The organism is Streptomyces sp. SDr-06, assembly GCF_003324565.1.
Classification (GTDB): Bacteria; Actinomycetota; Actinomycetes; order Streptomycetales; family Streptomycetaceae; genus Streptomyces.
Map to the genome: position 1 here is coordinate 116,228 of NZ_QOLA01000019.1, position 23,272 is coordinate 139,499.

The 23,272-nt window shown below is 72.4% G+C and carries 22 protein-coding genes; 10 read left to right on the plus strand and 12 right to left on the minus strand.

From position 1 onward, the window contains the following. Positions 1-4 precede the first annotated feature (4 nt). The 3 genes from DT019_RS29900 (at position 5) to DT019_RS29910 (ending at position 2,235) form a co-directional block, all read left to right on the plus strand. Positions 5-1,162, plus strand: coding sequence for an acyl-CoA dehydrogenase family protein (locus DT019_RS29900; protein WP_114040073.1), 1,158 nt, complete (start codon positions 5-7; stop codon positions 1,160-1,162). Positions 1,163-1,239: 77 nt separating this feature from the next. Continuing rightward, a complete protein-coding gene (locus DT019_RS29905) occupies positions 1,240-1,527 on the plus strand; it encodes a YiaA/YiaB family inner membrane protein (RefSeq protein ID WP_114040119.1) in 288 nt (95 codons plus the stop codon). Positions 1,528-1,605: 78 nt separating this feature from the next. Continuing rightward, positions 1,606-2,235 carry a TetR/AcrR family transcriptional regulator gene (locus tag DT019_RS29910; RefSeq protein ID WP_388983111.1) on the plus strand — a complete coding sequence of 210 codons (630 nt, stop codon included), beginning with the start codon at positions 1,606-1,608 and terminating at the stop codon, positions 2,233-2,235. A gap of 59 nt (positions 2,236-2,294) precedes the next feature. On the opposite strand, the gene DT019_RS29915 is transcribed toward DT019_RS29910, so the two are convergent. After that, positions 2,295-2,756, minus strand: coding sequence for a MaoC family dehydratase (locus DT019_RS29915; RefSeq protein ID WP_114040075.1), 462 nt, complete (start codon positions 2,754-2,756; stop codon positions 2,295-2,297). Between the two features lie 193 nt (positions 2,757-2,949). On the opposite strand from DT019_RS29915, the gene soxR reads away from it, so the two are divergent. Continuing rightward, entirely contained in the window at positions 2,950-3,411 is a 462-nt protein-coding gene (gene soxR / locus DT019_RS29920; RefSeq protein ID WP_114040076.1) for a redox-sensitive transcriptional activator SoxR, read from the plus strand. Positions 3,412-3,426: 15 nt separating this feature from the next. On the opposite strand, the gene DT019_RS29925 is transcribed toward soxR, so the two are convergent. Beyond that, positions 3,427-4,134: a 3-keto-5-aminohexanoate cleavage protein gene (locus DT019_RS29925; RefSeq protein ID WP_114040077.1), complete on the minus strand. Its 708-nt coding sequence runs from the start codon at positions 4,132-4,134 to the stop codon at positions 3,427-3,429. A 97-nt stretch (positions 4,135-4,231) separates the two neighbouring features. Then, positions 4,232-4,846, minus strand: coding sequence for a hypothetical protein (locus tag DT019_RS29930; RefSeq protein ID WP_114040078.1), 615 nt, complete (start codon positions 4,844-4,846; stop codon positions 4,232-4,234). Between the two features lie 541 nt (positions 4,847-5,387). On the opposite strand from DT019_RS29930, the gene DT019_RS29935 reads away from it, so the two are divergent. Then, positions 5,388-8,222, plus strand: a complete 2,835-nt coding sequence (locus DT019_RS29935) for a penicillin acylase family protein (protein WP_114040079.1) — start codon at positions 5,388-5,390, stop codon at positions 8,220-8,222. A gap of 18 nt (positions 8,223-8,240) precedes the next feature. On the opposite strand, the gene DT019_RS29940 is transcribed toward DT019_RS29935, so the two are convergent. Beyond that, a complete protein-coding gene (locus DT019_RS29940; RefSeq protein WP_189390054.1) occupies positions 8,241-9,545 on the minus strand; it encodes a serine-threonine protein kinase in 1,305 nt (434 codons plus the stop codon). A 107-nt stretch (positions 9,546-9,652) separates the two neighbouring features. Next, entirely contained in the window at positions 9,653-10,897 is a 1,245-nt protein-coding gene (locus DT019_RS29945; RefSeq protein ID WP_114040080.1) for an exo-beta-N-acetylmuramidase NamZ domain-containing protein, read from the minus strand. Positions 10,898-11,340: 443 nt separating this feature from the next. Here DT019_RS29945 and DT019_RS29950 point away from each other — a divergent pair, with 443 nt between their 5' ends. From DT019_RS29950 to DT019_RS29960, 3 genes are all read left to right on the plus strand, one after another. Then, complete coding sequence (locus DT019_RS29950; RefSeq protein ID WP_114040081.1) at positions 11,341-12,111, plus strand: SDR family oxidoreductase; 771 nt, start codon at positions 11,341-11,343, stop codon at positions 12,109-12,111. Continuing rightward, complete coding sequence (locus DT019_RS29955) at positions 12,108-13,760, plus strand: class I adenylate-forming enzyme family protein (RefSeq protein ID WP_114040082.1); 1,653 nt, start codon at positions 12,108-12,110, stop codon at positions 13,758-13,760. Before DT019_RS29950 ends, DT019_RS29955 begins: the two co-directional genes overlap by 4 nt. 87 nt (positions 13,761-13,847) lie before the next feature. Next, positions 13,848-14,444, plus strand: a complete 597-nt coding sequence (locus DT019_RS29960) for a TetR/AcrR family transcriptional regulator (RefSeq protein WP_114040083.1) — start codon at positions 13,848-13,850, stop codon at positions 14,442-14,444. A gap of 12 nt (positions 14,445-14,456) precedes the next feature. Here the strand turns inward: DT019_RS29960 and DT019_RS29965 are convergent, their stop codons facing one another. The 6 genes from DT019_RS29965 to DT019_RS29990 all read right to left on the minus strand — a co-directional run bounded on the left by DT019_RS29965 (position 14,457) and on the right by DT019_RS29990 (position 19,018). After that, entirely contained in the window at positions 14,457-15,671 is a 1,215-nt protein-coding gene (locus DT019_RS29965) for an acyl-CoA dehydrogenase family protein (RefSeq protein ID WP_114040084.1), read from the minus strand. A 9-nt stretch (positions 15,672-15,680) separates the two neighbouring features. After that, on the minus strand, positions 15,681-16,703 hold the full coding sequence (locus DT019_RS29970; RefSeq protein WP_114040085.1) for a phosphotransferase family protein: 1,023 nt from the start codon (positions 16,701-16,703) through the stop codon (positions 15,681-15,683). Positions 16,704-16,824: 121 nt separating this feature from the next. Further along, positions 16,825-17,145 carry a DUF202 domain-containing protein gene (locus DT019_RS29975; protein WP_114040086.1) on the minus strand — a complete coding sequence of 107 codons (321 nt, stop codon included), beginning with the start codon at positions 17,143-17,145 and terminating at the stop codon, positions 16,825-16,827. Continuing rightward, the gene (locus DT019_RS29980) at positions 17,145-17,537 is read right to left on the minus strand and encodes a YidH family protein (protein ID WP_114040121.1); all 393 of its coding nucleotides are present in this window, start codon (positions 17,535-17,537) and stop codon (positions 17,145-17,147) included. Before DT019_RS29980 ends, DT019_RS29975 begins: the two co-directional genes overlap by 1 nt. A 25-nt stretch (positions 17,538-17,562) precedes the next feature. Further along, a complete protein-coding gene (locus DT019_RS29985) occupies positions 17,563-18,078 on the minus strand; it encodes an NUDIX hydrolase (protein ID WP_114040087.1) in 516 nt (171 codons plus the stop codon). 43 nt (positions 18,079-18,121) lie between these two features. After that, positions 18,122-19,018 (minus strand): DMT family transporter, encoded by an 897-nt coding sequence (locus tag DT019_RS29990; RefSeq protein ID WP_114040122.1) that lies wholly within the window; start codon positions 19,016-19,018, stop codon positions 18,122-18,124. Positions 19,019-19,184: 166 nt separating this feature from the next. Between DT019_RS29990 and DT019_RS29995 the strand changes: the two genes are divergently transcribed. After that, the gene (locus DT019_RS29995; RefSeq protein WP_114040088.1) at positions 19,185-20,840 is read left to right on the plus strand and encodes an FAD-binding dehydrogenase; all 1,656 of its coding nucleotides are present in this window, start codon (positions 19,185-19,187) and stop codon (positions 20,838-20,840) included. Between the two features lie 25 nt (positions 20,841-20,865). Here the strand turns inward: DT019_RS29995 and DT019_RS30000 are convergent, their stop codons facing one another. Next, positions 20,866-21,297, minus strand: a complete 432-nt coding sequence (locus tag DT019_RS30000) for an ASCH domain-containing protein (protein ID WP_114040089.1) — start codon at positions 21,295-21,297, stop codon at positions 20,866-20,868. 321 nt (positions 21,298-21,618) lie between these two features. Between DT019_RS30000 and DT019_RS30005 the strand changes: the two genes are divergently transcribed. Continuing rightward, positions 21,619-23,214 (plus strand): APC family permease, encoded by a 1,596-nt coding sequence (locus DT019_RS30005; protein WP_114040123.1) that lies wholly within the window; start codon positions 21,619-21,621, stop codon positions 23,212-23,214. Positions 23,215-23,272 lie beyond the last annotated feature (58 nt).

The window sequence follows — 23,272 nt, forward strand, 5'->3', positions numbered from 1 at the left end:
GAACATGAACCTGGAGCTGAGCGAGGAGCAGGCGGCCGTCCGGCAGCTCGCCGAGGAGTTCGTCGGCCGCGAGATCACCCCGCATGTCGTCGAGTGGGACCGCTCCGAGAACGTCGACAGGTCGATCGTCAAGAAGCTGGGTTCGCTCGGCTTCCTCGGCCTCACCATCGACGAGGAGTACGGCGGCTCCGGCGGTGACCACCTCGCCTACTGCCTGGTCACCGAGGAGCTCGGCCGCGGCGACTCCTCGGTCCGCGGCATCGTGTCGGTCTCCCTCGGCCTGGTCACCAAGACGATCGCGTCCTGGGGTGACGAGGAGCAGAAGCGAGCCTGGCTGCCCCGGCTCACCTCCGGCGACGCCCTCGGCTGCTTCGGCCTCACCGAGCCGGGCACGGGCTCGGACGCCGGCAACCTCTCCACGCGGGCCGTCCGGGACGGCGCCTCGGGGGACTGGGTGATCAACGGCGCCAAGATGTTCATCACCAACGGCACCTGGGCCGATGTGGTGCTGCTCTTCGCCCGCACCAACGACACCCCGGGCCACCGGGGCGTCTCGGCGTTCCTCGTCCCCACCGACACCCCGGGGCTGACCCGCCGCACCATCCACGGCAAGCTCGGCCTGCGGGGCCAGGCGACCGCCGAGCTCGTGCTCGACGACGTGCGGGTCCCGGCGGGCGCGCTGCTCGGCCCCGAGGGCAAGGGCTTCTCCATAGCCATGTCGGCGCTCGCCAAGGGGCGGATGTCGGTCGCGGCCGGCTGCGTGGGCATCGCGCAGGCCGCCCTCGACGCGGCCGTCCGCTACGCCGGTGAGCGCGAGCAGTTCGGCAAGCCGATCGCCCACTACCAGCTCGTCCAGGAGCTGATCAGCGACATCTCGGTGGACGTGGACGCGGCCCGGCTGCTGACCTGGCGGGTGGCCGATCTCATCGACCGGGGTCAGGAGTTCGCGACCGCCGCGTCCAAGGCCAAGCTGTTCGCCTCCGAGGCCGCGGTGCGCTCGGCCAACAACGCCCTCCAGGTCTTCGGCGGCTACGGCTACATCGACGAGTACCCGGTCGGGAAGCTGCTGCGCGACGCCCGCGTGATGACCCTCTACGAGGGCACCAGTCAGATCCAGAAGCTCATCATCGGCCGTGCGGAGACCGGGGTTTCGGCGTTCTGACCCCGGCGGGCGGCTGAGTACGCCCTGAGTACGAGAGCGGATGTGGCACGCGCCACATCCGCTCCATGCTGTCCGTCATGAGTGAGACACCGGTCAAGCAGCAGAACACCGCGGCCTACTACGGACAGGCCGTCGCCGCCTTCGCGGTCGCGCTCGTCGCCACCGCCATCGGCATCCTCCGCCTCCAGGCGGACGCCTGGGTCCGCGCCTTCCTCGGCATCGCGGTCCTCTACCTCGTCACCTCCGCCTTCACGCTGGCCAAGGTGGTCCGGGACCGCCAGGAGGCCGGGCAGATCGTCAGCCGCGTCGACCAGGCCCGACTGGAAAAGCTCCTCGCCGAACACGACCCGTTCCAGAAGCTCTAAGCGCTTGCTCACCCTCGGGGTATGGTGTTCGTCCACCTGAACGCGGACGCTGACGGACGAGAGGGGCGAGCGATGGGCATGGCTGACGTGACCGAGGAGACGGCCGGCGGCGAGGAGAAGCCGTGGGGCGAGGTCACGCCCGAGGCCGCCAGGAGGCTGCTCGTCGCCGCCGTCGAGGCCTTCGCCGAGCGCGGCTACCACGCCACCACGACCCGGGACATCGCGGGCCGGGCCGGTATGAGCCCGGCCGCGCTCTACATCCACTACAAGACCAAGGAAGAGCTGCTCCACCGGATCAGCCGGATCGGCCACGACAAGGCCCTGGAGATCCTCCAGTCCGCGGCCGACGGCGAGGGGAGCGCCGCCGAGCGGCTCTCCGCCGCGGTGCGCTCCTTCGTCCGCTGGCACGCGGGGCACCACATGACGGCCCGCGTCGTCCAGTACGAACTCGACGCGCTCGGTGCGGAGCACCGCACCGAGATCGTGGAACTGCGCAGGCGCAGCGATGCCGCGGTGCGCCGCATCCTGAACGACGGTGTGGCGGCGGGCGAGTTCGACGTGCCCGACGTGCCGGGCACCACGCTCGCCGTGCTCTCGCTCTGCATCGACGTGGCCCGCTGGTTCAACACCGAGGGCCGCCGCACGCCCGACGAGGTCGGCGCGCTCTACGCCGACCTCGTGCTGCGCATGGTGGGGGTCCAGAAGTAGCGGACCCGGCCGCGCCGCGGAGGCGGGGCCGGGAGCGTGCGGAGGAGACCGGGGCGCGCTCAGAAGAAGTAGCGCGAGACCGACTCCGCCACGCACACCGGCTTCTCGCCGCCCTCGCGCTCCACGGTGACCTTCGCGGTGACCTGCACGCCGCCGCCCGCCTCCACGACGTCCGTGAGCACGGCGGTCGCGCGCAGCCGCGAGCCGACCGGCACGGGGGAGGGGAAGCGGACCTTGTCGGTGCCGTAGTTGATGCCCATCTTCATGCCCTCGACCCGCAGGACCTGCGGCACCAGGGTCGGCAGCAGCGACAGGGTGAGGTAGCCGTGCGCGATGGTCGTCCCGAAGGGTCCGGCCGCCGCCCGCTCGGGGTCGACGTGGATCCACTGGTGGTCGCCGGTGGCGTCGGCGAACAGGTCGATCCGCTTCTGGTCGATCTCCAGCCAGTCGCTGTGCCCGAGCTGCTCGCCCACCCCGGCCTTCAGCTCCTCGGCGGACGTGAAGATCCTCGGCTCTGCCATGTCCTTGGTCCCTGCCTCTCGCGACGCTCTCGCCGTCCTGGAAAAGCTCATCCGCAAGCACCTGTCCAAGCGCTTGCTCAGCTAGCTCAGCATGGTTCGGGCCGCCGGTCCTGTCAACGACGTACGGGCGGGGAGCGGACGGCCCGACGGGGGCCGGACGACGGCGCGGAGCAGGCGCACTAGGGTTCGAGGAGTGCCGCAGATTCCAGAGAAGATCCACGAGCTCACGGTCGGGCAGCTGTCCGCGCGCAGCGGGGCCGCCGTGTCCGCCCTGCACTTCTACGAGTCCAAGGGCCTGATCACCAGTCGCCGGACCTCGGGCAACCAGCGCCGCTACAGCCGGGACACCCTGCGCCGCGTGGCCTTCGTACGGGCCGCCCAGCGCGTCGGCATCCCGCTGGCCACGATCCGGGACGCCCTCGCGGAGCTGCCCGAGGAGCGCACGCCCACCAAGGAGGACTGGGCCCGGCTGTCGGAGAACTGGCGTGCCGAACTCGACCGCCGCATCGCCCAGTTGGGCAGGCTGCGCGACCACCTCTCGGACTGCATCGGCTGCGGCTGCCTGTCCCTGGACAACTGCGTCCTGTCCAACCCCGACGACGTCTTCGGCAACAGCCTGACCGGATCCCGGCTGCTCGCCGAGCGCAAGGCCTGAGCGGCCCTGCCGCGCCTACGCGCTACCCAGCGCCGCCTTCACCAACTGGGCGTTGGACGCGGCGCGTTCGCCGTCCGGCAGCACCAGCACGTCCTCCAGGCCTATGCGGGTGTCGAGCCCCAGCCGGCGCGCCAGGCGCAGCACGGGCCAGGTGCCCTCGTCCTGGCTGTGCAGGAGCACGGGCCTGCCGTGCGCGGTGCCCAGCTCGGTGAGGAGGGCGCGGGCGGCCGGCTCGGCGGCCTCGGCGGGTGCGCCCATCACCTCGGCGAGGACGCGCAACACCCGGGGCGCGTAAGGGGACGCGAGGAAGCGGCCGACGGCGGGGGTGCCGGACCAGATGCCCGCCTCGATGCCCACGCCCCGCCCCAACAGGGCGGCCGCCACCTCGTCGGCGCCCTCCTCGTGCCAGTTGACCGAGGCGTAGTCGGGCAGCACCGTCCAGGACCTTACGTGCTCCGCGCGGCGCGCCGGATCGGGCTCGGCCCAGGCGCCCGTGGTCACCCCGACCGGCACCGACACCGCGGCCCGTATCGCCTCAAGGGCCGGGCCCACCACGCGCGCTGAGAGCGAGTCGCTTCCGCAGGGGGTCTTGGGGTGGACATGGACCTCCGCCGCACCCGCGGCCACGGCCGCTGCCGCGGACCGGGCGAGGGCGGCCGGGGACAGCGGTACCGCCGCGCCGTCCTGAGCACTTCGTACACCGTTCAGGCAGACCTGGATCATGCGTCGATGGTGCCAGAGCCCACTGACACCCAGGGGACGGATGCCTGCGCGAGGGCCACCGACAACGCGGGGGAGAGTCGGCTCGCCCCCGCGCCGCTCACGCCACCGATGCCAGTTCTCCGCGCCGTGCCGCCGCCTTGGCCCGCGTCAGTGCCTCGGAGGTCAGCACCGGCCGCGGCACCAGAATCCCGCAGCCCGAGCAGACCGGCCCGAACCACGGCTCGTGGGACAGATCCTGGTTCCACACCAGCCGGCTTCCCCCGCACACCGGGCACACCGTGCCGGGTGCGGCCCGCAGCGCCGCGATCATGCGGCGGAGCACCTCGGCCAGCGGCTCGGTGGGATGCGTACGGGGATCGTCGCACCACGCCACCCCGAAACCGCCCCAGGTGCGCCGGTGCCAGTCGTCGAAGGAGCCCGGGCGGCGCAGCCCCGCGTGCTTCTCACGCTTGCGGCGCGCCGCGAACTCCACTTCATAGGCGAGCCAGACGGCCCTGGCCGCCTCCAGCTCCTCCAGTGCGGCCACCAGCCGCCCCGGATCGGGGGCCCGGTCCTCGGGCCCGATGCGGTGCCTGCCGCACAGGTGGTCCCAGGTCGCCCGATGCCCGTACGGGGCGAACCTCTCCAGACACTTGCGCAGCGAATAGCGCCGCAACGCGAGATCGTTCCTCGGGTCGCGCACCTGTCTCGCCAGACTGCGGAATCCAGCCATGGGTCTGCCACCTCCGTCGCTCGTACTTCGGCGTCGAGGAATGGACGTACCGGAAGGCGATCCGGCTCCATCGAATTTCCGATGGCGTCCATTACGGGGGATTCGCCTACCCTGTCCCAACCGTTGGAATCCGATTCTCATGAACTCCTCAGAACGTGGCGCGTATGGCCCGGTCACCCCGCCGACCTGCTGGAACGGCCGAAGTGACCCGTGACGGCCAGGTCAGGGAGCGTGCCCGGGGCAGCAGGGGAGAGGCGCGTCGGGCTCATCCGGAATCCCTTCAACCGGTATGGCCCCCATGGCCACTTGGGGCGCAGCCTCACGATCCGTATTCGCCCGCCCCACATAACCCTGCGAAGGCCGGAAGGAATACGCGTGCCGACGGAGGCCGAAAGGGCACAGCTGCCGGTGGCGTTCCGCCGTGATCGCGGAGCAGGCCGGGCGGGTGTGTGGGGATTCGGAGAAGGTGACGGCTGTTCACCTTACGGCAGGGCGTACCCCCCAGTAGCCTCCCGCGCATCGGCCCCCACTAGGAGCGCGCATGCGACGACGCACCGCAAGGCTCACAACCTCCGCCACCACCAGCAGACTTCGACGCGTGACGGGCATCGGCCGCCGCAGAGCCGCCGCCTGCGCCGCCACCGTGATCGCCCTTTCCGCGGCCCTGCTCGGCCCCGCCGTCCCGGCCGGCGCCGCCGAGCCCGCGGACGGAGACCACTGCCAGGGGCAGTGCTCCGACATCCTGCCGCCCGGCGCGAACGGCAACGCCACCCTCGTCGAGATCCTCGGCAACAAGATGTTCGGGACCCACCCCGCGCACAGCGACGACGAACTCGGCAAGTACGACGCCCTGGTGGCGGGCCAGGCCTCGCTCACCGACGACAAGCTCAACTCCTTCTTCAACGACGCCTCCTTCGGCGTGCCCGACGGTCAGGCGGAGTCGACGACCTCGCCCCGCCCCGACGTCACCATCACCCGCGACAAGGCGACCGGCGTGCCGCACATCAAGGGCAGCACCCGCTACGGCACCGAGTACGGCGCCGGGTACGCGGCCGGGCAGGACCGGCTCTGGCTGATGGACCTCTTCCGGCACATCGGACGTGGCGAGCTCACCTCCTTCGCGGGCGGCGCCCTCGCCAACCAGGGCCTGGAACAGGAGTTCTGGCCGCAGGCCCCGTACACCGAGGCCGACCTCCAGGCGCAGGTCGACCGCATCCGCACGGCCAACGGCGCCCGCGGCGAACAGGCCATGGCCGACGCCCAGGCCTACGTCGACGGCATCAACGCCTATGCCAAGCAGGCCAAGGACGGCCGCTACTTCCCCGGCGAGTACGTCCTGACCGGCAAGATCGACGCCATCACCAACGTGGGGGAGATCCAGCCCTTCAAGCTCACCGACCTGATCGCGCTCGCCTCCGTGGTGGGCGGGCTCTTCGGCGGTGGCGGGGGCGGCGAGGTGCAGGCCGCGCTCTCGCTCCAGGCCGCCCAGGCCAAGTACGGCGTCGCCGAGGGCACCAAGGTCTGGGAGTCCTTCCGCGAGCGCAACGACCCCGAGGCCGTGCTCACCGTGCACGACGGCACCAGCTTCCCGTACGCGGGCAAGCCCGCGAATCCCCAGGGCGCCGCGCTGCCCGACCCCGGCTCGGTCGTGCCCGAACAGCTCGTCTACGACCGCACCGGCTCGGCGAACACGAACGCGAAGGCCGACGTGTCGGTGCCCCCGAAGCTCGCGCCGCTGAAGGGCAGGTACGACAGCGGCGCGCTGCCCGGCATCGATCTCGGCAAGCCGCGCGGCATGTCCAACGCCCTCGTGGTGTCCGGCTCGCACACCGCGAGCGGCAACCCCGTGGCGGTGTTCGGCCCCCAGACCGGCTACTTCGCGCCGCAGCTGCTCATGCTCCAGGAGATCCAGGGCCCCGGCATCAGCGCCCGGGGCGCCTCCTTCGCCGGGGTGGGCATGTACGTCCAGCTCGGCCGCGGCCAGGACTACGCCTGGTCGGCCACCTCCGCGGGCCAGGACATCACCGACACCTACGCCGTGGAGTTGTGCCAGGACGCGACCCACTACCTCTACCGGGGCGTGTGCACCCCGATGGAGAAGCTGGAGAAGACCAACTCCTGGAAGCCGACCGTCGCCGACACCACCGCGGCCGGGTCCTACCGCATGCAGGTGTGGCGCACCAACTACGGCATCGTCACCGCCCGCGCCACCGTCGGCGGCAGGGCCGTCGCGTACACCTCACTGCGCTCCACCTACCGGCACGACGCCGACTCGATCATCGGCTTCCAGATGATGAACGACCCGTCCTACGTGAAGGATGCCGCGACCTTCCAGCAGGCGGCCCAGCATGTCGACTACACCTTCAACTGGTTCTACGCGGACTCCCGTACCGCCGCCTACTACAACAGCGGCCTGAACCCGGTCCGCGACCCGGACGTCGATCCCTCCCTCCCCGTCAAGGCGGAACAGGCCTACGAGTGGCAGGGCTTCGACCCCGCGGCCAACACGGCGGCCTACACCCCGCCCGCCCAGCACCCCCAGTCGGTCGGCCAGGACTACTACGTGTCCTGGAACAACAAGCAGGCCAAGGACTACTCCACGGCCGGATTCGGCGACGGCTCCGTGCACCGCGCCAACCTCCTCGACGGCCGGGTGAAGGCCCTGGTCGCCCAGGGCCGGGTCACCCGCTCCTCGCTCACCCGCGCCATGGCGCAGGCCGCCGTCACCGACCTGCGCGGCGAGGACGTGCTCCCCGAGCTCCTCAAGGTGCTGCGCAGCGCGCCCGTCACCGACCCGCAACTGGCCACCGCCGTAGAGCAGTTGGAGTCCTGGCAGGCGGACGGCAGCCAGCGCCGCGAGACCTCGCAGGGCTCGCACACCTACACCCACCCCGAAGCGGTGCGCCTCATGGACGCCTGGTGGCCGCTGCTGGTCGAGGCAGAATTCCGGCCCGGCCTAGGTGACCCGCTCTACAACGCCCTGACCGCCAACCTCGGCATCGACGAAGCGCCCTCGGCCGGGCACGGCCCGACCGGCTCGCACGCCGGGTCCGCCTTCCAGTACGGCTGGTGGAGCTACGCCGACAAGGACCTGCGGACGGTCCTCGGCGAGCCGGTACAGGGCCCGCTCGCCCGCGCCTACTGCGGCGACGGAAAGCTCGACGCCTGCCGCGACAGCCTGCTCGGCACGCTCAAGCAGGCCGCCGCCAAGACCCCGGCACAGGTCTACCCCGGGGACGCCGGCTGCCAGGCCGGTGACCAGTGGTGCGCCGACAGCATCGTGCAGCGCCCGCTCGGCGGCATCACCCAGTCCGCGGTCAACTGGCAGAACCGGCCGACCTATCAGCAGGTCGTCGAGTTCCCCAGTCACCGCTAGGACGGATACGACCGCGGGTCAGGTCCTGATGACCCGGCCCGCGGCCAGCACCACCCGGGCCAGCTCGCTGTGGCAGATGTCGCTGTGCGCGCCGGCGGGCGGTCCGCCGTCCTTCACCACCGCGGCCGCGTCGACGCTGACGCAGCCCGAGTCGGGCACCCCGTCGCGCAGCGCCTCGGCCAGCGTGAGCGTGGTGCAGGGGCTGACGGCCTGGATGCCGTCGTGGCCGATCGCCCACCACCGCCGGTCGAGTCCGGGCAGCTCGCTCGCGTAGTCCCCGGACAGCGCGGAGGCCAGCGGGTAGATGATGCCGAGCGCGGTGTCGAAGTGCGAGTAGCAGGAGACCACCGGACCGTCGACCCGGGCCTGCGCGTCGCTGAGCGCACCCGCCCCCGCCAGGCCGTCCGGCAGCCGCTCCGCGAAGGCGTAGTGCGAGAAGGCCCCTTCGAGCAGCGTCACCGACTTCACGTTGCGCGCGCCCTCCGGCAGCCCCCTCAGGGCGAACGCGACGACCCGGGCACCCTGGCTGTGTCCCACCAGATGAACCCGCAACTCCGGTCGCTGCGTGGCGAGTTGACCGAGCAGTGGACCGAGGCCGCGCTGGCCCACCGTGCCCGCCCGGTGCTTCATCTCGTAGTAGGTTGTCTGGCGCAGCACCTCCTTCGCGCCGTCCCAGAGGTGCTTGAGGGAGCCGCCGATCGAGAACGAGGGCGCGGGCGGCCCCGGCTGCACGGCCATGCCGGTCTCGGCCAGCGCGGCGGTGAACCTCTGGCACAGGTCCAGGGTGTCGTCCGTCAGGATCGCGGGGGAGGCACCGGGGTCGTCCTCCACCGCGAGGTCGCCGACGGATCCGCTCCCCGACGCCGTCACCAGCTGCCGGGTCAGGCGCCCGAAGTCGTTGAACGCGTCCTCGGAGTCCGGCTGTTGGGCGAGGTAGGAGGCGATGCGGTCGACGGTCGCGTCCTGTCCGGGGAAGAACCCCTTGAGCGCCGACACGGTCGCGTCGTCGAGCCCGGGGCCGCAGGGGAGCGCCGTGTGGGGATAGTCGGGGATGGTCTCGTCGGTGAAGCGGATCGACGGCCAGATGATGCCGCCGTAGCCGAGCCGGACCTGGGGCGCGTCGGCGAGCAGCGAGGGGAACGCCGCGAAGAAGGCCTGGTACAGACTCCTGGCCGCCGACGGGGTGTTGTTCCAGCCGTGGCAGAACAGGACCAGATCCGTGGCGTCCACACCACTGAGCGCGGTGCGCTCGGCGGGGTTCGGGTCGCCGTCCGCGTCGAAGGTGATCTCCCAGTACGGCTCGACTCCGATGTCCGTTGTCATGGCCCGACCTCCGGTCCGCTCGACGATGAGCGTCCCCCATCGTCCCGCCGGAGCGGGGAACCGGCCATATGCGGGACGGGGCGAGGTCCGGGTGCGCGCGGTCCGGCTCAGCGGTACATCAGGTACTTCCGGCGTACGTCCCTGAACGCCGCGAGCCCCGGCTGCCAGGCGGCCACGATCTCGTCCGGCCCGGCGCCCGCGTCGATCATCGTGCGCACCAGGGCCGAGCCGGTGAGGTGGTCGATCCAGTGGTCGGCGCGCCAGGCGAAGCCGCTCCACACCCGCTTCGCTGTCACCAGGAGGGCGATCCCGGTGCGCACCGGGTCGTAGGACTCCCGGTCGTGGACGTGCAGTTGGACCCCGCCGACGGTCTTCCCCGCGAACTTGGAGAACGTCGGGGCGAAGTACGCCTCGCGGAACCGGACGCCGGGCAGGGCGAGCGCGTCGAGCGCCGCCGCCCACCGGCCGTCGATCCCCTCCGCGCCGAGCAGTTCGAACGGCCGGGTCGTGCCCCGCCCCTCGGACAGGTTCGTACCCTCGAAGAGGCAGGTGCCGGAGTAGACCAGCGCGGTGTCCGGCGTGGGCATGTTGGGGCTCGGCGGCACCCACGGCAGACCCGTGGTGTCGAAGAACGCCGATCGCCGCCAGCCGGACATCCCGACGGTCGTCGGCCGCACCTTCCCGCCGAGGAACTCGGCGTCGAAGAGCCGGGCGAGTTCGGCCGCGGTCATGCCGTGCGCCTGCGCGATGGGCTCGCGTCCCACGAACGTCGCGAACGCGGGGTCGAGGACCGGGCCGTACGCGGCCCGCCCGGTCACCGGGTTGGGTCGGTCCAGGACGACGAACCGCTTGCCCGCGAGGGCCGCCGCCTCCATGCAGTCGTAGAGCGTCCAGATGTAGGTGTAGAAGCGCGCGCCGACGTCCTGGATGTCGAAGACCACCGTGTCCACACCCGAGGCGGTGAAGACGTCCGCGAGGGCCCGGCCGCTCTTCGTGTACGTGTCGTACACCGGGAGCCCGGTCGCCGGGTCGTCGTAGCGGCCCTCGGAGCCGCCCGCCTGGGCGGTGCCGCGGAAGCCGTGCTCCGGGCCGAAGACGGCGACGAGGCGCACCCGGTGGTCGGCGTGCATGACGTCCACGATGTGCCGTACGTCCTGGGTGACGCCGGTCGGGTTGGTGACCACGCCCACCTTCTCTCCGGCCAGGGTCGCGTAGCCGTCGGCGGCCAGGCGGGCGAAGCCGGTGCGGAGGGGGTGGGGGTGGTGGTCCTCCTCGGCGCGGGCCGGGGCCGCGGCCGTCAGGGCTCCGGCCGCCGCCGTGCCCGCGAGCAGGCTCCGTCGTGACAGGCTCATCCGTCCACCTCCGGGTGTCGTACGGGCGGTCCCCGGGCACGCACGCTAGCGGGCACGGAAGCCCAGCGGAACGAGGCGCCTCGGCTGCGCCGCGTGCCCTCCGGGGTGCCAGAACCCCTGGGGCTCCGCCCCAGACCCCGTTCGCGCCTGAACGGCGCTCGTCCTCAATCGCCGGACGGGCTGAAGATATGCCCCGACCCAGCACGGGCATCACCAGGAAGCCGCGCGGTCACCGAATCCCGCCAGGGGCGCGGGGAACTGCGCGGGCAGCCGCGCACGGTCCGCGGACGGAGAGGCGGGCGCACCGCCAGGGCCGCGGGGAACCGCGAGGGGCTCCCCGGAGGGAGGCGCGGCCGGGGCAGCCCTGGGGGGCTGGGGCCTTCCCCAGGACATACCGACTGGTTAGTCTGTGGGGGTTCGGCAGAACAGAGAGGCGGGTCGGCATGAGCACGGGACAGGTCCAGGACACCGCGGTGGTGGTCACCGGCGCGGGCGGCGGCATAGGCGCCGCGCTCGCCCGCAGATTCGCGGCGGAGGGCGCCCGCGTGGTCGTCAACGACCTGGACGCGGACAAGGCCCGCAAGACCGCCGAGGAGATCGGCGCGATCGCCGTGCCGGGCGACGCGTCCACCGTCGTCGCCGCGGCCCGCGAGGCGCTGGGCGGGACCATCGACATCTACTGCGCCAACGCGGGCCTGGGATCGGGCGGTTCGGAGTCCGCCCCCGAGGACGTGTGGGCCGCGGCCTGGGACGTCAACGTGATGGCCCACGTGAGGGCCGCCCGCGAGCTGCTGCCCGACTGGCTGGAGCGCGGCAGCGGACGCTTCGTCTCCACCGTCTCGGCCGCCGGTCTGCTCACGATGATCGGTGCGGCCCCGTACAGCGTCACCAAGCACGGCGCCCTCGCCTTCGCGGAATGGCTGTCGCTGACCTACCGGCACCGCGGCATCCAAGTCCACGCCATCTGCCCGCAGGGGGTGCGCACCGACATGCTGGCGGCCACGGGCTCGGCCGGTGACCTGGTGCTCAGGCCCACCGCGATCGAGCCGGACGAGGTCGCCGCGGCCCTCTTCGCCGCGATGGCCGACGACCGCTTCCTGGTGCTGCCCCACCCCGAGGTCGCCGACTACTACACCGCCCGCGCGGCCACCCCGGACCGCTGGCTGACCAGCATGAACCACCTCCAGCAGAAGTGGGAGACGAACGCCGGATGACCTCAATCTACGCGGCCAGGCCCTGGCTCTCCCAGCTCAGCGAGGCGCAGCGGGCGGCCGTCGACCCGCCCGAGACGGTGCTGCACTCCTTCCGCGCCGCCGTCGCCCGCGCGCCCGGACGCACCGCGCTCGCCTACTTCGACGGCCGTCTCAGCTATGCCGAGACCAATGCGCTGTCCGACTCCGTGGCCGGTCATCTCGCCGCCCGGGGCGTGGTCCGCGGCGACCGGGTCGCCCTCATGCTCCAGAACACCCCGCACTTCGTGATCGCCCTGCTCGGCGCGTGGAAGGCCGGAGCCACGGTGGTGCCGCTCAACCCGATGTACAAGTCGGGCGAGGTCGCGCACGTGCTGAAGGACTCCGAGGCCGCCGCGCTGATCTGCTCCGACCGCGCCTGGGAGGGCTATCTGCGCGACACCGCGGCGGACTCGCCGGTCCGCGTCGCGCTCACCGCGTGCGAACTGGACCTCCAGACGAGGAACGACGACCGGGTCCTCGGCTTCGAGCGGCTGCCCCGGCCCGCCGACACCGACGACCTGATCGCCGTCGCCCGGCAGGGCCTGAGCGCGCCCGCGGACCGGGAACTCTCCGCCCAGGACACGGCGTTGATCAGTTTCACCTCCGGCACCAGCGGAACCCCCAAGGGCGCGATGAACACCCATCGCGGCATCACCTACAACGCGGAGAGGCAGCGCACCGGACATCCCATAGCCGAGGGCTCGGGCTACTTCGCGCTCGCGCCGCTCTTCCACATCACCGGCATGGTCTGCGAACTCGCCGCCTGCGTGGCCAACGCGGGCACCCTGGTCCTGGCCTACCGCTTCCACCCGGGCGTCGTCCTGGACGCCTTCGCCGAGTACCGCCCCGCCTACACGGTCGGCCCCTCGACGGCCTTCATGGCGCTCGCGGCCACCCCCGGCGTCACCCGGGAGCACTTCGCCTCCTTCCAGGTGATCTCCTCGGGCGGCGCCCCGCTGCCGCCCGCGCTCGTCGAGAAGTTCCGCGAGGGCTTCGGACCGTACATCCGCAACGGCTACGGACTGACCGAGTGCACCGCGCCCTGCGCCTCGGTGCCGCCCGAGAAGGAGGCGCCCGTCGATCCGGTCTCCGGCACCCTCTCCGTCGGCGTGCCCGGCCCCGAGACGGTCGTCCGGATCGTCGACCTCGAAGGCAACGAGGTGCCCTTCGGTGAGCAGGGCGAGATCGTGGTGTCCGGGCCCCAGGTCGTGCCCGGCTACTGGCGCAGGCCCGAGGCCACCGCCGAGACGTTCCCCGGCGGCGAACTGCGCACCGGGGACATCGGCTTCATGGACCGCGACGGCTGGCTCTACGTGGTCGACCGCATGAAGGACATGATCAACGCGTCCGGGTTCAAGGTCTGGCCGCGCGAGGTCGAGGACGTCCTGTACACCCACCCGGCGGTCCGCGAGGCGGCCGTCGTGGGCATCCCCGACGCCTACCGGGGCGAGAGCGTGAAGGCGTACGTCAGCCTGCGCCCGGGCGCCGAGGCCGGCCCCGCCGAACTCGCCGCGTACTGCGAGGAACGCCTCGCCGCCTACAAGTACCCGCGCGAGGTGGAGATCCTGGCGGAGCTTCCCAAGACCACGAGTGGGAAGATCCTCAGGCGGGAACTGCGCACCCGGGCGTAGCGACCACCAGGCACGATGTACACGGCACGACCAGCACACACCGAGGGGCCCGGCCCTTCGCGCACGTACGAGAGAAAGGTGGCGGCGATGGCCAAGGCGACGGAGACGAGCGGCACCACCCCCGTCCCCCAGCGGCTGCTCGCCGCCGCCACCCGGCTCTTCGCGGAGAACGGCTACGACCGCACCTCCGTGCAGGAGATCGTCGAGGCGGCGGGCGTCACCAAGGGCGCGCTCTACCACTACTTCGGCTCCAAGGAGGACCTCCTCCAGGAGGTGTACGCCCGTGTGCTGCGCCTCCAGCAGGAGCGGCTCGACGCCTTCGCCGGCGCGGACGAGCCGATCGAGCGGCGGCTGCGCGAGGCGGCCGCCGACGTGGTGGTGACCACCATCGACAACCTCGACGACGCGGCGATCTTCTTCCGCTCGATGCACCATCTGAGCCCGGAGAAGAACAAGCAGGTCCGCGCCGAGCGCCGCCGCTACCACGAGCGCTTCCGCGCGCTGGTCGAGGAGGGCCAGGCCGCCGGGGTGTTCTCCACCGCGACCCCGGCCGACCTGGTGGTGGACTACCACTTCGGCTCGGTCCACCACCTGTCCACCTGGTACCGCCCGGACGGGCCGCTCACCCAGCAGCAGGTCGCCGACCACCTCGCCGACCTGCTGCTGCGTGCCCTGCGGCCCTGAACCGGCCGATCGCTACAGGTACTTCTTCAGCTCGCGGCGCGCCAGTGAGCGCTGGTGGACCTCGTCGGGTCCATCCGCGAGCCTCAACGTGCGTGCCGCGGCCCACAGTTCGGCCAGCGGGAAGTCCTGGCTGACGCCGCCCGCCCCGTGCAGCTGGACGGCGCGGTCGATGATGTCGACGACCGTGCGCGGCGTGGCGATCTTGATGGCCTGGATCTCGGTGTGCGCCCCGCGGTTGCCCACCGTGTCCATCAGCCAGGCGGTCTTCAGGACGAGCAGCCGGAGCTGCTCGACCGCGACCCGGGAGTCCGCGATCCACTCCTGGACCACGCCCTGCTGGGCGATGGGCCTGCCGAACGCCGTACGGGACACCGCCCGGCGGCACATCAGCTCGATCGCCCGCTCGGCCATGCCGATCAGCCGCATGCAGTGGTGGATCCGGCCGGGCCCGAGCCGGGCCTGGGCGATGGCGAAGCCGCCGCCCTCCTCGCCGATCAGGTTGCTCGCGGGCACCCGGGCGCCGTGGAAGACGACCTCGGCGTGGCCCCCGTGGTAGTGGTCCTCGTAGCCGTACACCCGCATGGCGCGGCGGATCTCCACGCCCGGGGTGTCGCGCGGGACCAGCACCATCGACTGCTGGCGGCGGACGTCCGCGCCCGCGGGATCGGTCTTGCCCATCACGATGAAGATCGCGCAGTCCGGGTTCATGGCGCCGGAGATGTACCACTTGCGCCCGGTGATGACGTAGTCGTCGCCGTCCCGTTCGATGCGGGTCTCGATGTTGGTGGCGTCCGAGGAGGCGACCTCGGGCTCGGTCATCGCGAACGCGGAGCGGATCTCCCCGGCCAGCAGCGGTTCGAGCCACCGCTTCTTCTGCTCGTCCGAGCCGAACTGGGTCAGCACCTCCATGTTCCCGGTGTCCGGGGCCGCGCAGTTGAGGGCGGTGGGCGCCAGGTGCGGGGAGCGGCCAGTGATTTCGGCCAGCGGGGCGTACTGGAGGTTGGTGAGCCCCGCGCCGTACTCCGCGTCGGGCAGGAACAGGTTCCACAGGCCCTGCCTGCGCGCCTCGGCCTTGAGGTCCTCGACCACCCGCGGGGTGTCCCACGGCGAGGCGAGCAAGGCGCGCTGCTCCTCGGCGACGGCCTCGGCGGGGTGGACGTGCCCGTCCATGAAGGCCATGAGTGTGGTCCGCAGCTCTTGGGTGCGGGCGTCGAATGCGAAGTCCATGGCGGGTGTTCAGCCTTCCTGGAGGGTGGTGAGGCCGTGCTCGATGAAGACGGGGACCAGCTCGCCGATGCGGTCGAAGCCGGCGCCCACGGTCTGGCCGAGGGTGTAGCGGTAGTGGATGCCTTCGAGGATCACGGCGAGCTTGAACCAGGCGAACGCCGTGTACCAGGCGATGGCCGAGGTGTCGCGGCCGGAGCGGGACGCATAGCGCTCGATCAGCTCGGCGGGGTCGGGGTGGCCGGCGGCGCCGGCCGTGGTGGAGACCGGCGAGTCGGGGACCTCCAGCTTCGCGCTGTACATCACGAGCAGGCCGAGGTCGGTCAACGGGTCGCCCAGCGTGGACATCTCCCAGTCGAGGACCGCCTTGATCCGGTCGTCGTCGCCGATCAGGACGTTGTCGAGGCGGTAGTCGCCGTGCACGACGGTGGGCGGGGGGGAGGTGGGCAGCTCCCGGCCCAGGGCCGCGTGCAGCTCGTCGATGCCGACCAGGTCGCGGTTGCGGGAGGCGTCGAGCTGCTTGCCCCAGCGGCGCAGCTGGCGGTCGAGGAAGCCCTCGGGCCGCCCGAAGTCGCCGAGGCCGACCGAGGCGGGGTCCACGGCGTGCAGCTCGACGAGCGTGTCGACGAGGGCGAGCACGGCCGCCCGGGTCCGCTCGGGGCCGAGCGGGGCGAGCTGCCGCGCGGTGCGGTACGGCGTGCCGACGACGTACTCCATGACGTAGAACGGCGAGCCGAGCACCGACTCGTCCTCGCAGAGCAGCACCGGCTCGGGCACCGGGACGGCCGTCGGGTGCAGGGCGCTGATGACCCGGTGCTCGCGCTGCATGTCGTGCGCGGTGGCGAGCACATGGCCCAGCGGCGGCCGCCGCACGACCCACCGGCCGGTCCCGTCGGTGACGACATACGTCAGGTTCGACCGGCCCCCCTCGATCAGCCGGGCGCTGAGCGGTCCGCTCACGAGGCCCGGACGCGCGCGGTCCAGATGGGCCCGCAGCCGCTCCGGGTCGAGGCCTGGCGGGGGGACTGTGCTCATGGTCGGCACCTCCGGAACGGGGGTCGGTCATCCTGTCCGGAGCCACGCTACCGACCAGTCGGTATGCCGTCCAGGGCGGACAGCGAATGGGACGGCGAATGTGGCGTGCCGGAGGCGGGGGTCAGAAGAGTACGGCCACGGCGAAACAGGCCAGCGCCACCGCGCAGGCGGCCGCGCCGACCGCGGTACCCACCCCGAGGACCCGCGGGCGGGCGGCGCCGCTCAGAGCCTGGATGCGGCGGTGCGCCACGACCAGGAAACCGAGCCACACCAGGCCGCTGAGCGCCACCGCGACCAGGGAGAGCGGTGAACCCCCGCGGTGCAGCGCCTGTCTGGCGGCCAGCACGGCGGCCACCGTGCAGGCCAGGGTGGTGCGCCGCCAGGCGAGCCGGGTCCGCTCCGGCTGGAGCCCCGGGTCGCGCGCGGGGACGGGCTGGGGCATCAGCCCGCCCAGCCGAAGACGACGACCACCACCATGACGACGGCGACGAACGCGACGGCGAGACCGAGCAGTGTGGGGAACCGCGACACGGGCAGGTCCTCGCCGCGCCGCATGGCCCGCTCGCAGCGCACCCAGTGGTTCACCGCCCGCAGCGCGCACAGCACGCCCGAGGCGAGCAGCGCCAGCGCGAGCGCCACCCGCACGCCCCAGCGCAGCCCGGGCAGGAACTGGTCGACCGCGAAACCGCCTCCGACCAGCGCGAGCGAGGTCCTGATCCAGGCCAGGAAGGTGCGCTCGTTGGCGAGCGAGAACCGGTAGTCGGGGGTCTCGCCCTCCTCGCCGATGCGCTGGGGCGCGAACCACAGCCGCAGGGTCTGCCCGATCGTGATCACGTCCCGCACCCTACCCGGCGGCCCTTCAGGACAGGGCGATCCCCGAGGCACGCAGCCGCTGCCAGGCCGCGAGCCCGTCCGGCACCCACTCCCACGTCCCGATCCGACGCTCCAGCTCGGCGAGCGGCAGGAAGTCGTGCCAGGCGACCTCCGCCACCTGCGGGTTCACCGGCAGCTCGCAGCGCACCTCGTACACGGACGACCACCAGCTCTGGGCGCCGTTCTCGTAGAGGAACTTGAACAGCGGCACGGGCCGCGGCAGCCCGGACACCCCGAGCTCCTCCTCGGCCTCGCGCAGCGCCGCGCCGTCGTACGACTCGCCCGCGCCGACCACCCCGCCGACGAACATGTCGTACAGGGAGGGGAAGACGAGCTTGTCAGGGGTGCGCCGGTGCACGAAGATCCGGCCCTCGGCGTCCCGGGCCAGGATGAACACGCAGCGGTGGCGGAGGTGGTGCGCGTAGGCGTCGGCGCGGCGGGCCTGTCCGATCACGGTGTCGTTCGCGTCGACGATGTCCAGGATTTCGTCAGCCGGGTTCATGGAGCCATGAAACCACCGCCCCCGCGGCCGGCCGCCGGGGCGCTCAGTGCGGCTGGAGGTCGCGGACTTCTTCCCTCGGCGCGGTGCCCGACGGCATCGCCGGGTGCAGCCCGAGCAGCACGATCCCGGCCACGATCGCCGCGAGCCCGGCCGCCTCCCAGGCGAGCGCGCCCGCGTCGGTACGCAGCCGGTCCCCGAGGAAGCCGACGCCGCAGGCGATCCCCGCGAGCGGCTGGGCGGCCGTCAGGGCGGGCAGCGACATGCGCAGCGGCGCGGTCTCGAAGGCGCTCTGCACCAGGACCAGACCGGTCACCCCGAGGGCGATCACCCCGTACGGCTGCCAGCTCGTCATCAACTCCGGCCAGCCGCCGCCCGACAGGCGCTGGCCGCTGATCCGGGTCAGCGCGTCCTGGAGCCCGTACAGCAGGCCCGCGGCGACGGCCAGCATGACCGGCGCGGCCACGCTGAGCCGGTCGTGCTTGGCGAGCCCCGCAAGGAGCAGCGCGATCCCGACCACCAGGCCCACGATGAGCCAGTGCCGCAGCGCGCCCGCCTCCGAGACGCCGCCGTGCGGCTGGCCCGCCACGATGAAGGCCGTCACCCCGCCCGCGAGCAGGGCCAGGCCCGCCCAGCCCTGGCGGCCCAGCGGCTGGCGGGTCCAGAGTCTGGACAGCCACATCGCGAAGAAGAGGTTGGTCGCCACCAGCGGCTCGACCAGCGAGACCTCGCCCCAGCCCAGTGCGAGGGCGCTGAGCACCATGCCCGCCACCATCAGGCCTATCCCGGCCAGCCAGCGCGGCATCCGCACCAGGTCGAGCAGCAGCCGCGGCGACATGAAGTCGCTCAGCGGGGCATGCTGCGCCGCGTTCTGCTGCAACACGAAGCCCGAGCCCAGACAGCACGCTGCGCTCACGGCGAGGACGAGGACCAGGACCGACACGACGTACACCTCAAGTACGGCCGGGGGGCACTGACTTGGCCGACGATAGCGCTCCGGGGGCGCGGATGCCTCCCGGGTGCCCGGACCCGGACGGTTGACGCCGGGTGGGTGCCCGCCGAAGATCTGACGCACGGGTAACGTGGCGGACGAGCGGAGTGACGGGCCCATGGCGTACGACGCCGATGTGATCGTGATCGGGGCGGGGCTCGCGGGCCTGGTGGCCACGGCCGAGCTGGCGGACGCCGGCAAGAAGGTGATCCTGCTCGACCAGGAGCCCGAGCAGTCGCTCGGCGGCCAGGCCCACTGGTCCTTCGGCGGGCTCTTCCTCGTGGACTCGCCCGAGCAGCGCCGCATGCGGATCAGGGACAGCCGGGCGCTGGCGCTCCAGGACTGGTACGGCACGGCCGGCTTCGACCGGCCGGAGGACCACTGGCCGCGCGAGTGGGCGAAGGCGTACGTCGACTTCGCCTCCGGCGAGAAGCGGGCGTGGCTGCACGCCCAGGGGGTCCGCTTCTTCCCCGTGGTGGGCTGGGCCGAGCGGGGCGGTTACGACGCCAACGGGCATGGCAACTCCGTTCCCCGCTTCCACATCACCTGGGGCACCGGGCCGGGCATCGTGGCACCGTTCGAGCGGCGGGTGCGGGAGTCCGCCGCCCGGGGGCTTGTGCGGTTCGGGTTCCGGCACCGGGTGACGGGCCTTCGACGCACCGCCGGTGCCCTCGACACCGTGACCGGCGAGGTCCTGGAGCCGTCCGGCGCCGAGCGCGGAACCGCATCCACCCGGACCGTCACCGGCTCCTTCGAGCTTACGGCGCAGGCGGTCATCGTGACCAGCGGCGGCATCGGAGGCAACCACGACCTCGTGCGGGCCCAGTGGCCCCAGCGGCTCGGCACCCCGCCGGAGCATCTGCTCTCCGGCGTGCCCGCGCATGTCGACGGCCTCATGCTCGGCATCGCGGAGGAGGCCGGCGCCCACCACATCAACCGCGACCGGATGTGGCACTACACCGAGGGCATCCAGAACTGGAACCCGATCTGGGCCCGGCACGGCATCCGCATCCTGCCCGGCCCCTCCTCGCTCTGGCTGGACGCGCGCGGCAACCGGCTGCCCGTGCCGCTCTTCCCAGGCTTCGACACCCTCGGCACGCTCGACCACATCATGAAGACCGGCCACGACCACACGTGGTTTGTGCTCGACCGGAAGATCATCGGCAAGGAGTTCGCGCTGTCGGGCTCCGAGCAGAACCCCGACCTGACCGGCAAGTCCGTGCGCGGGGTCATCGGGCGGGCGCGGGCGGACGTGCCGGGTCCGGTGAAGGCGTTCATGGACCACGGCGCCGACTTCGTCGTCGAGAAGGACCTGGCCTCGCTGGTGCGCGGCATGAACGCGCTCACCAAGGAACCCCTGCTCGACGAGGCGGCGGTGCGCCGCGAGATCGTGGCCCGCGACCGTGAGATCGCCAATCCCTTCACCAAGGACCTCCAGGTCACCGCCATCCGCGGGGCGCGCAACTACCTGGGCGACAAGCTGATCCGCACCGCGCCCCCGCACCGCATCCTGGACCCGAAGGCCGGCCCGCTGATCGCGGTCAAGCTGCACATCCTGACGCGCAAGTCGCTCGGCGGCCTGGAGACCGACCTCTCCTCCCGGGTGCTCACGGCGGGCGGCGAGCCGCTGCCGGGCCTGTACGCGGCGGGCGAGGCGGCCGGGTTCGGCGGCGGCGGCGTGCACGGCTACCGCTCCCTGGAGGGGACCTTCCTCGGCGGCTGCATCTTCTCGGGCCGCGTGGCGGGCCGGGCCGCGGCGAAGGCCGTCTCCTAGCCGCGGCGGGGTGGGCCCGCACCCCTCAGTCCCGGCCTAGGCGCTCCACCAGGCGGAACCGCGTGGCGATCACCGGGGTCTCGTCGGTGACCTCGAAATCGGGGTCGCCGAGGGCCTCCAGCATCTCGGGGCCGCGCCAGAACCCCTCGTGGTTGGCGCGCCACTGGGCCACGCTCTCGTCCCCCTCGCCCTCGTCGATCGCGTGCTGGAGGTCCACCTCGGCGAGCGGAAGGACCCGCACGCCGGTCACCTCGATCACGGCGACCGCCTCGCCCGCCGAGTCGATCACGCGGCTGCGCTCCCCGACGTACGGCAGGGGATCGCCCGCGTGCTCGTAGTCGGCGAGCAGACCGGTGGTCGAGGTCTTCGCGCCGCTGAGCACCGCCGCGACCAGTTGGTCACGCAGGGGACCCGGAAAAGCCAGCAGGAATTCGGGCAGCGTCTGTTGATCAGTCATGTGACCAGACTAGGCGGAACCCGCGTCGCTCAACTCCCCTGAGCAGGGCTCAAGTTCACCGATCTCTCAAGGGCCGAACGGCCTTGACGTGGAGCACCGCGCACCGCTTTGCTGTCGGCGACCACCGTGCACGTGTTCAGCGTTCACATGCGTGCCCGGGCGCCCTCGCCTCACACAGGAAGTACGCGGATGTCCCCGCCTCCGCCCCCGCCCGGCCGACCCCGCCGGCGGAGCGGCCGGTCCTTCGATCCGGCCCTCGACGACACCAGACTCGCCACGGTCCGGGAGCAGTTGGCGCAGGAACCGAAAGGGCAGACCCGCATGCCGAGCCAGACCGGCGAGACCGAGATCAGCACGTACCAGGGGCAGGAGGGGGCACTGCGCGCCGGCCGCCTCGGCACCCCGGGGCTGCTGCTCTCGGTGCTCGCCGCGAGCGCGCCCCTGATGGTGGTGGCCGGGGTGATGCCCACCGCGTTCGCCGCGATGGGCGTCGTCGGGCAGCCCCTGCTGTTCCTGATCCTCGGCGCGGTCCTCGCCCTGTTCAGCGTCGGGTACGCCGAGATGAGCCGCCATGTGCACAACGCGGGCGCGTTCTACGCGTACATCGCGCGGGGGCTCGGGCCGACCGCCGGGGCCTCGGCCGCCTTTGGGGCGCTCGCCGCCTACAGCGCGCTCCAGGTCGGCATCTACGGCATGTTCGGGTTCGAGGTCTCCGCGCTGCTCGACACCTACGCGCACGTCGGCATCGACTGGTGGGTGCCCGCGCTGCTCGCCGTCGCCCTGGTGGGCGCGCTCGCCTGGCTGAAGATCGACCTCAATGCCACGGTGCTCGGGGTGCTCCTGGTCGTCGAGGTCGCCCTCGTGGTCGTCTTCGACGGCACGGCGCTGGCGAAACCGGCCGCGGGCGGGCTCTCGCTGCACGCCTTCAACCCGCACACCCTGAGCGCCGGCGGCAGCGCCGGTGTCGCGCTGTGCTTCTGCGTCGCCGCGTTCACCGGGTTCGAGCAGGCGCCCGTGTACGCCGAGGAGACCCGCCGCCCGCACGCCGTCGTCCAGCGCGTCATGTTCCTCGCCGTCGGCTTCGTGGCGGTGTTCTTCGCGCTCAGCTCCTGGGCGCTCACGCTGGCGACGGGCCCGCGCGACATCGTGGACTCCGCCCAGAAGATGGGCCCGGGGCTGCTGTTCGCGCTGGCCGAGAAGAACCTCGGCAGCACGTTCACCGACGTGCTCCACGTCCTGTTCGTGACCGGCATGTTCGCGGCGCTGCTCAGCCTCCACAACGTCGTCGCCCGCTACGCCTTCGCCATGGGCCGCGAGGGGCTGCTGCCCGCCGGCTGCGGCCGCACCAGCAGCACCAGCGGGGCCCCGGCGGGCGGCTCGCTGCTCCAGACCGTGATCTCGGTCGTGGTCGTGGCGACCTTCGCGCTCACCGACCGCCGGCCGGCCGGCGACCCGACCGCGCCCGTCACGCACCTGTTCACCTGGATGGGCAACGTCGGCGCGCTCGGCGTGACCCTTCTGATGGCCACCGCCTCCTTCGCCATGATCGTCTTCTCCGTCCGCCGGGGAGCGGCCGGGGCCCAGCGGTGGCGGCTGCTCGCCGCGGGCGCCGCGGGCGTCGCGCTGCTCGGCATCGCCGCGTACACCGTCAAGCAGTTCCCTGTGCTGGTCGGCGCGGGGCCGCGCTCCGCGCTCACCTGGGTGCTGCCCGGCATCGTGGCGCTCGCGCTGGTCGTGGGCCTGGTCCACGGCCTGGTGCTGCGGTCGAGGAGGCCGCAGGCGCACGCCCGGATCGGCCTGGGCGACGGGGCCTTCCGGCTGGAGCGGGCGGCCGCCGCCGAGCGGGACGGGTGCGCCGCGGTGCCGGGCCGCCGCGAGCCCGGTCAGCGGGAGGCGGGCCGCGGCGCCGGGCGGTGAGCCGGCCGGGGGAATTCTGACGGAACGGTGACGGACGGCCGGGGCCCCTGGCAGGACC

What these genes read in the sequence shown, in the direction of transcription:
- DT019_RS29900 (WP_114040073.1), top strand. Translation starts at nt 5, where the DNA reads ATGAACCTGGAGCTGAGCGAGGAGCAGGCGGCCGTCCGGCAGCTCGCC.
- DT019_RS29905 (WP_114040119.1), top strand. Translation starts at nt 1,240, where the DNA reads ATGAGTGAGACACCGGTCAAGCAGCAGAACACCGCGGCCTACTACGGA.
- DT019_RS29910 (WP_388983111.1), top strand. Translation starts at nt 1,606, where the DNA reads ATGGCTGACGTGACCGAGGAGACGGCCGGCGGCGAGGAGAAGCCGTGG.
- DT019_RS29915 (WP_114040075.1), bottom strand. Translation starts at nt 2,756, where the DNA reads ATGGCAGAGCCGAGGATCTTCACGTCCGCCGAGGAGCTGAAGGCCGGG.
- DT019_RS29925 (WP_114040077.1), bottom strand. Translation starts at nt 4,134, where the DNA reads ATGATCCAGGTCTGCCTGAACGGTGTACGAAGTGCTCAGGACGGCGCG.
- DT019_RS29930 (WP_114040078.1), bottom strand. Translation starts at nt 4,846, where the DNA reads ATGGCTGGATTCCGCAGTCTGGCGAGACAGGTGCGCGACCCGAGGAAC.
- DT019_RS29935 (WP_114040079.1), top strand. Translation starts at nt 5,388, where the DNA reads ATGCGACGACGCACCGCAAGGCTCACAACCTCCGCCACCACCAGCAGA.
- DT019_RS29940 (WP_189390054.1), bottom strand. Translation starts at nt 9,545, where the DNA reads ATGACAACGGACATCGGAGTCGAGCCGTACTGGGAGATCACCTTCGAC.
- DT019_RS29945 (WP_114040080.1), bottom strand. Translation starts at nt 10,897, where the DNA reads ATGAGCCTGTCACGACGGAGCCTGCTCGCGGGCACGGCGGCGGCCGGA.
- DT019_RS29950 (WP_114040081.1), top strand. Translation starts at nt 11,341, where the DNA reads ATGAGCACGGGACAGGTCCAGGACACCGCGGTGGTGGTCACCGGCGCG.
- DT019_RS29955 (WP_114040082.1), top strand. Translation starts at nt 12,108, where the DNA reads ATGACCTCAATCTACGCGGCCAGGCCCTGGCTCTCCCAGCTCAGCGAG.
- DT019_RS29960 (WP_114040083.1), top strand. Translation starts at nt 13,848, where the DNA reads ATGGCCAAGGCGACGGAGACGAGCGGCACCACCCCCGTCCCCCAGCGG.
- DT019_RS29965 (WP_114040084.1), bottom strand. Translation starts at nt 15,671, where the DNA reads ATGGACTTCGCATTCGACGCCCGCACCCAAGAGCTGCGGACCACACTC.
- DT019_RS29970 (WP_114040085.1), bottom strand. Translation starts at nt 16,703, where the DNA reads ATGAGCACAGTCCCCCCGCCAGGCCTCGACCCGGAGCGGCTGCGGGCC.
- DT019_RS29975 (WP_114040086.1), bottom strand. Translation starts at nt 17,145, where the DNA reads ATGCCCCAGCCCGTCCCCGCGCGCGACCCGGGGCTCCAGCCGGAGCGG.
- DT019_RS29985 (WP_114040087.1), bottom strand. Translation starts at nt 18,078, where the DNA reads ATGAACCCGGCTGACGAAATCCTGGACATCGTCGACGCGAACGACACC.
- DT019_RS29995 (WP_114040088.1), top strand. Translation starts at nt 19,185, where the DNA reads ATGGCGTACGACGCCGATGTGATCGTGATCGGGGCGGGGCTCGCGGGC.
- DT019_RS30000 (WP_114040089.1), bottom strand. Translation starts at nt 21,297, where the DNA reads ATGACTGATCAACAGACGCTGCCCGAATTCCTGCTGGCTTTTCCGGGT.
- DT019_RS30005 (WP_114040123.1), top strand. Translation starts at nt 21,619, where the DNA reads ATGCCGAGCCAGACCGGCGAGACCGAGATCAGCACGTACCAGGGGCAG.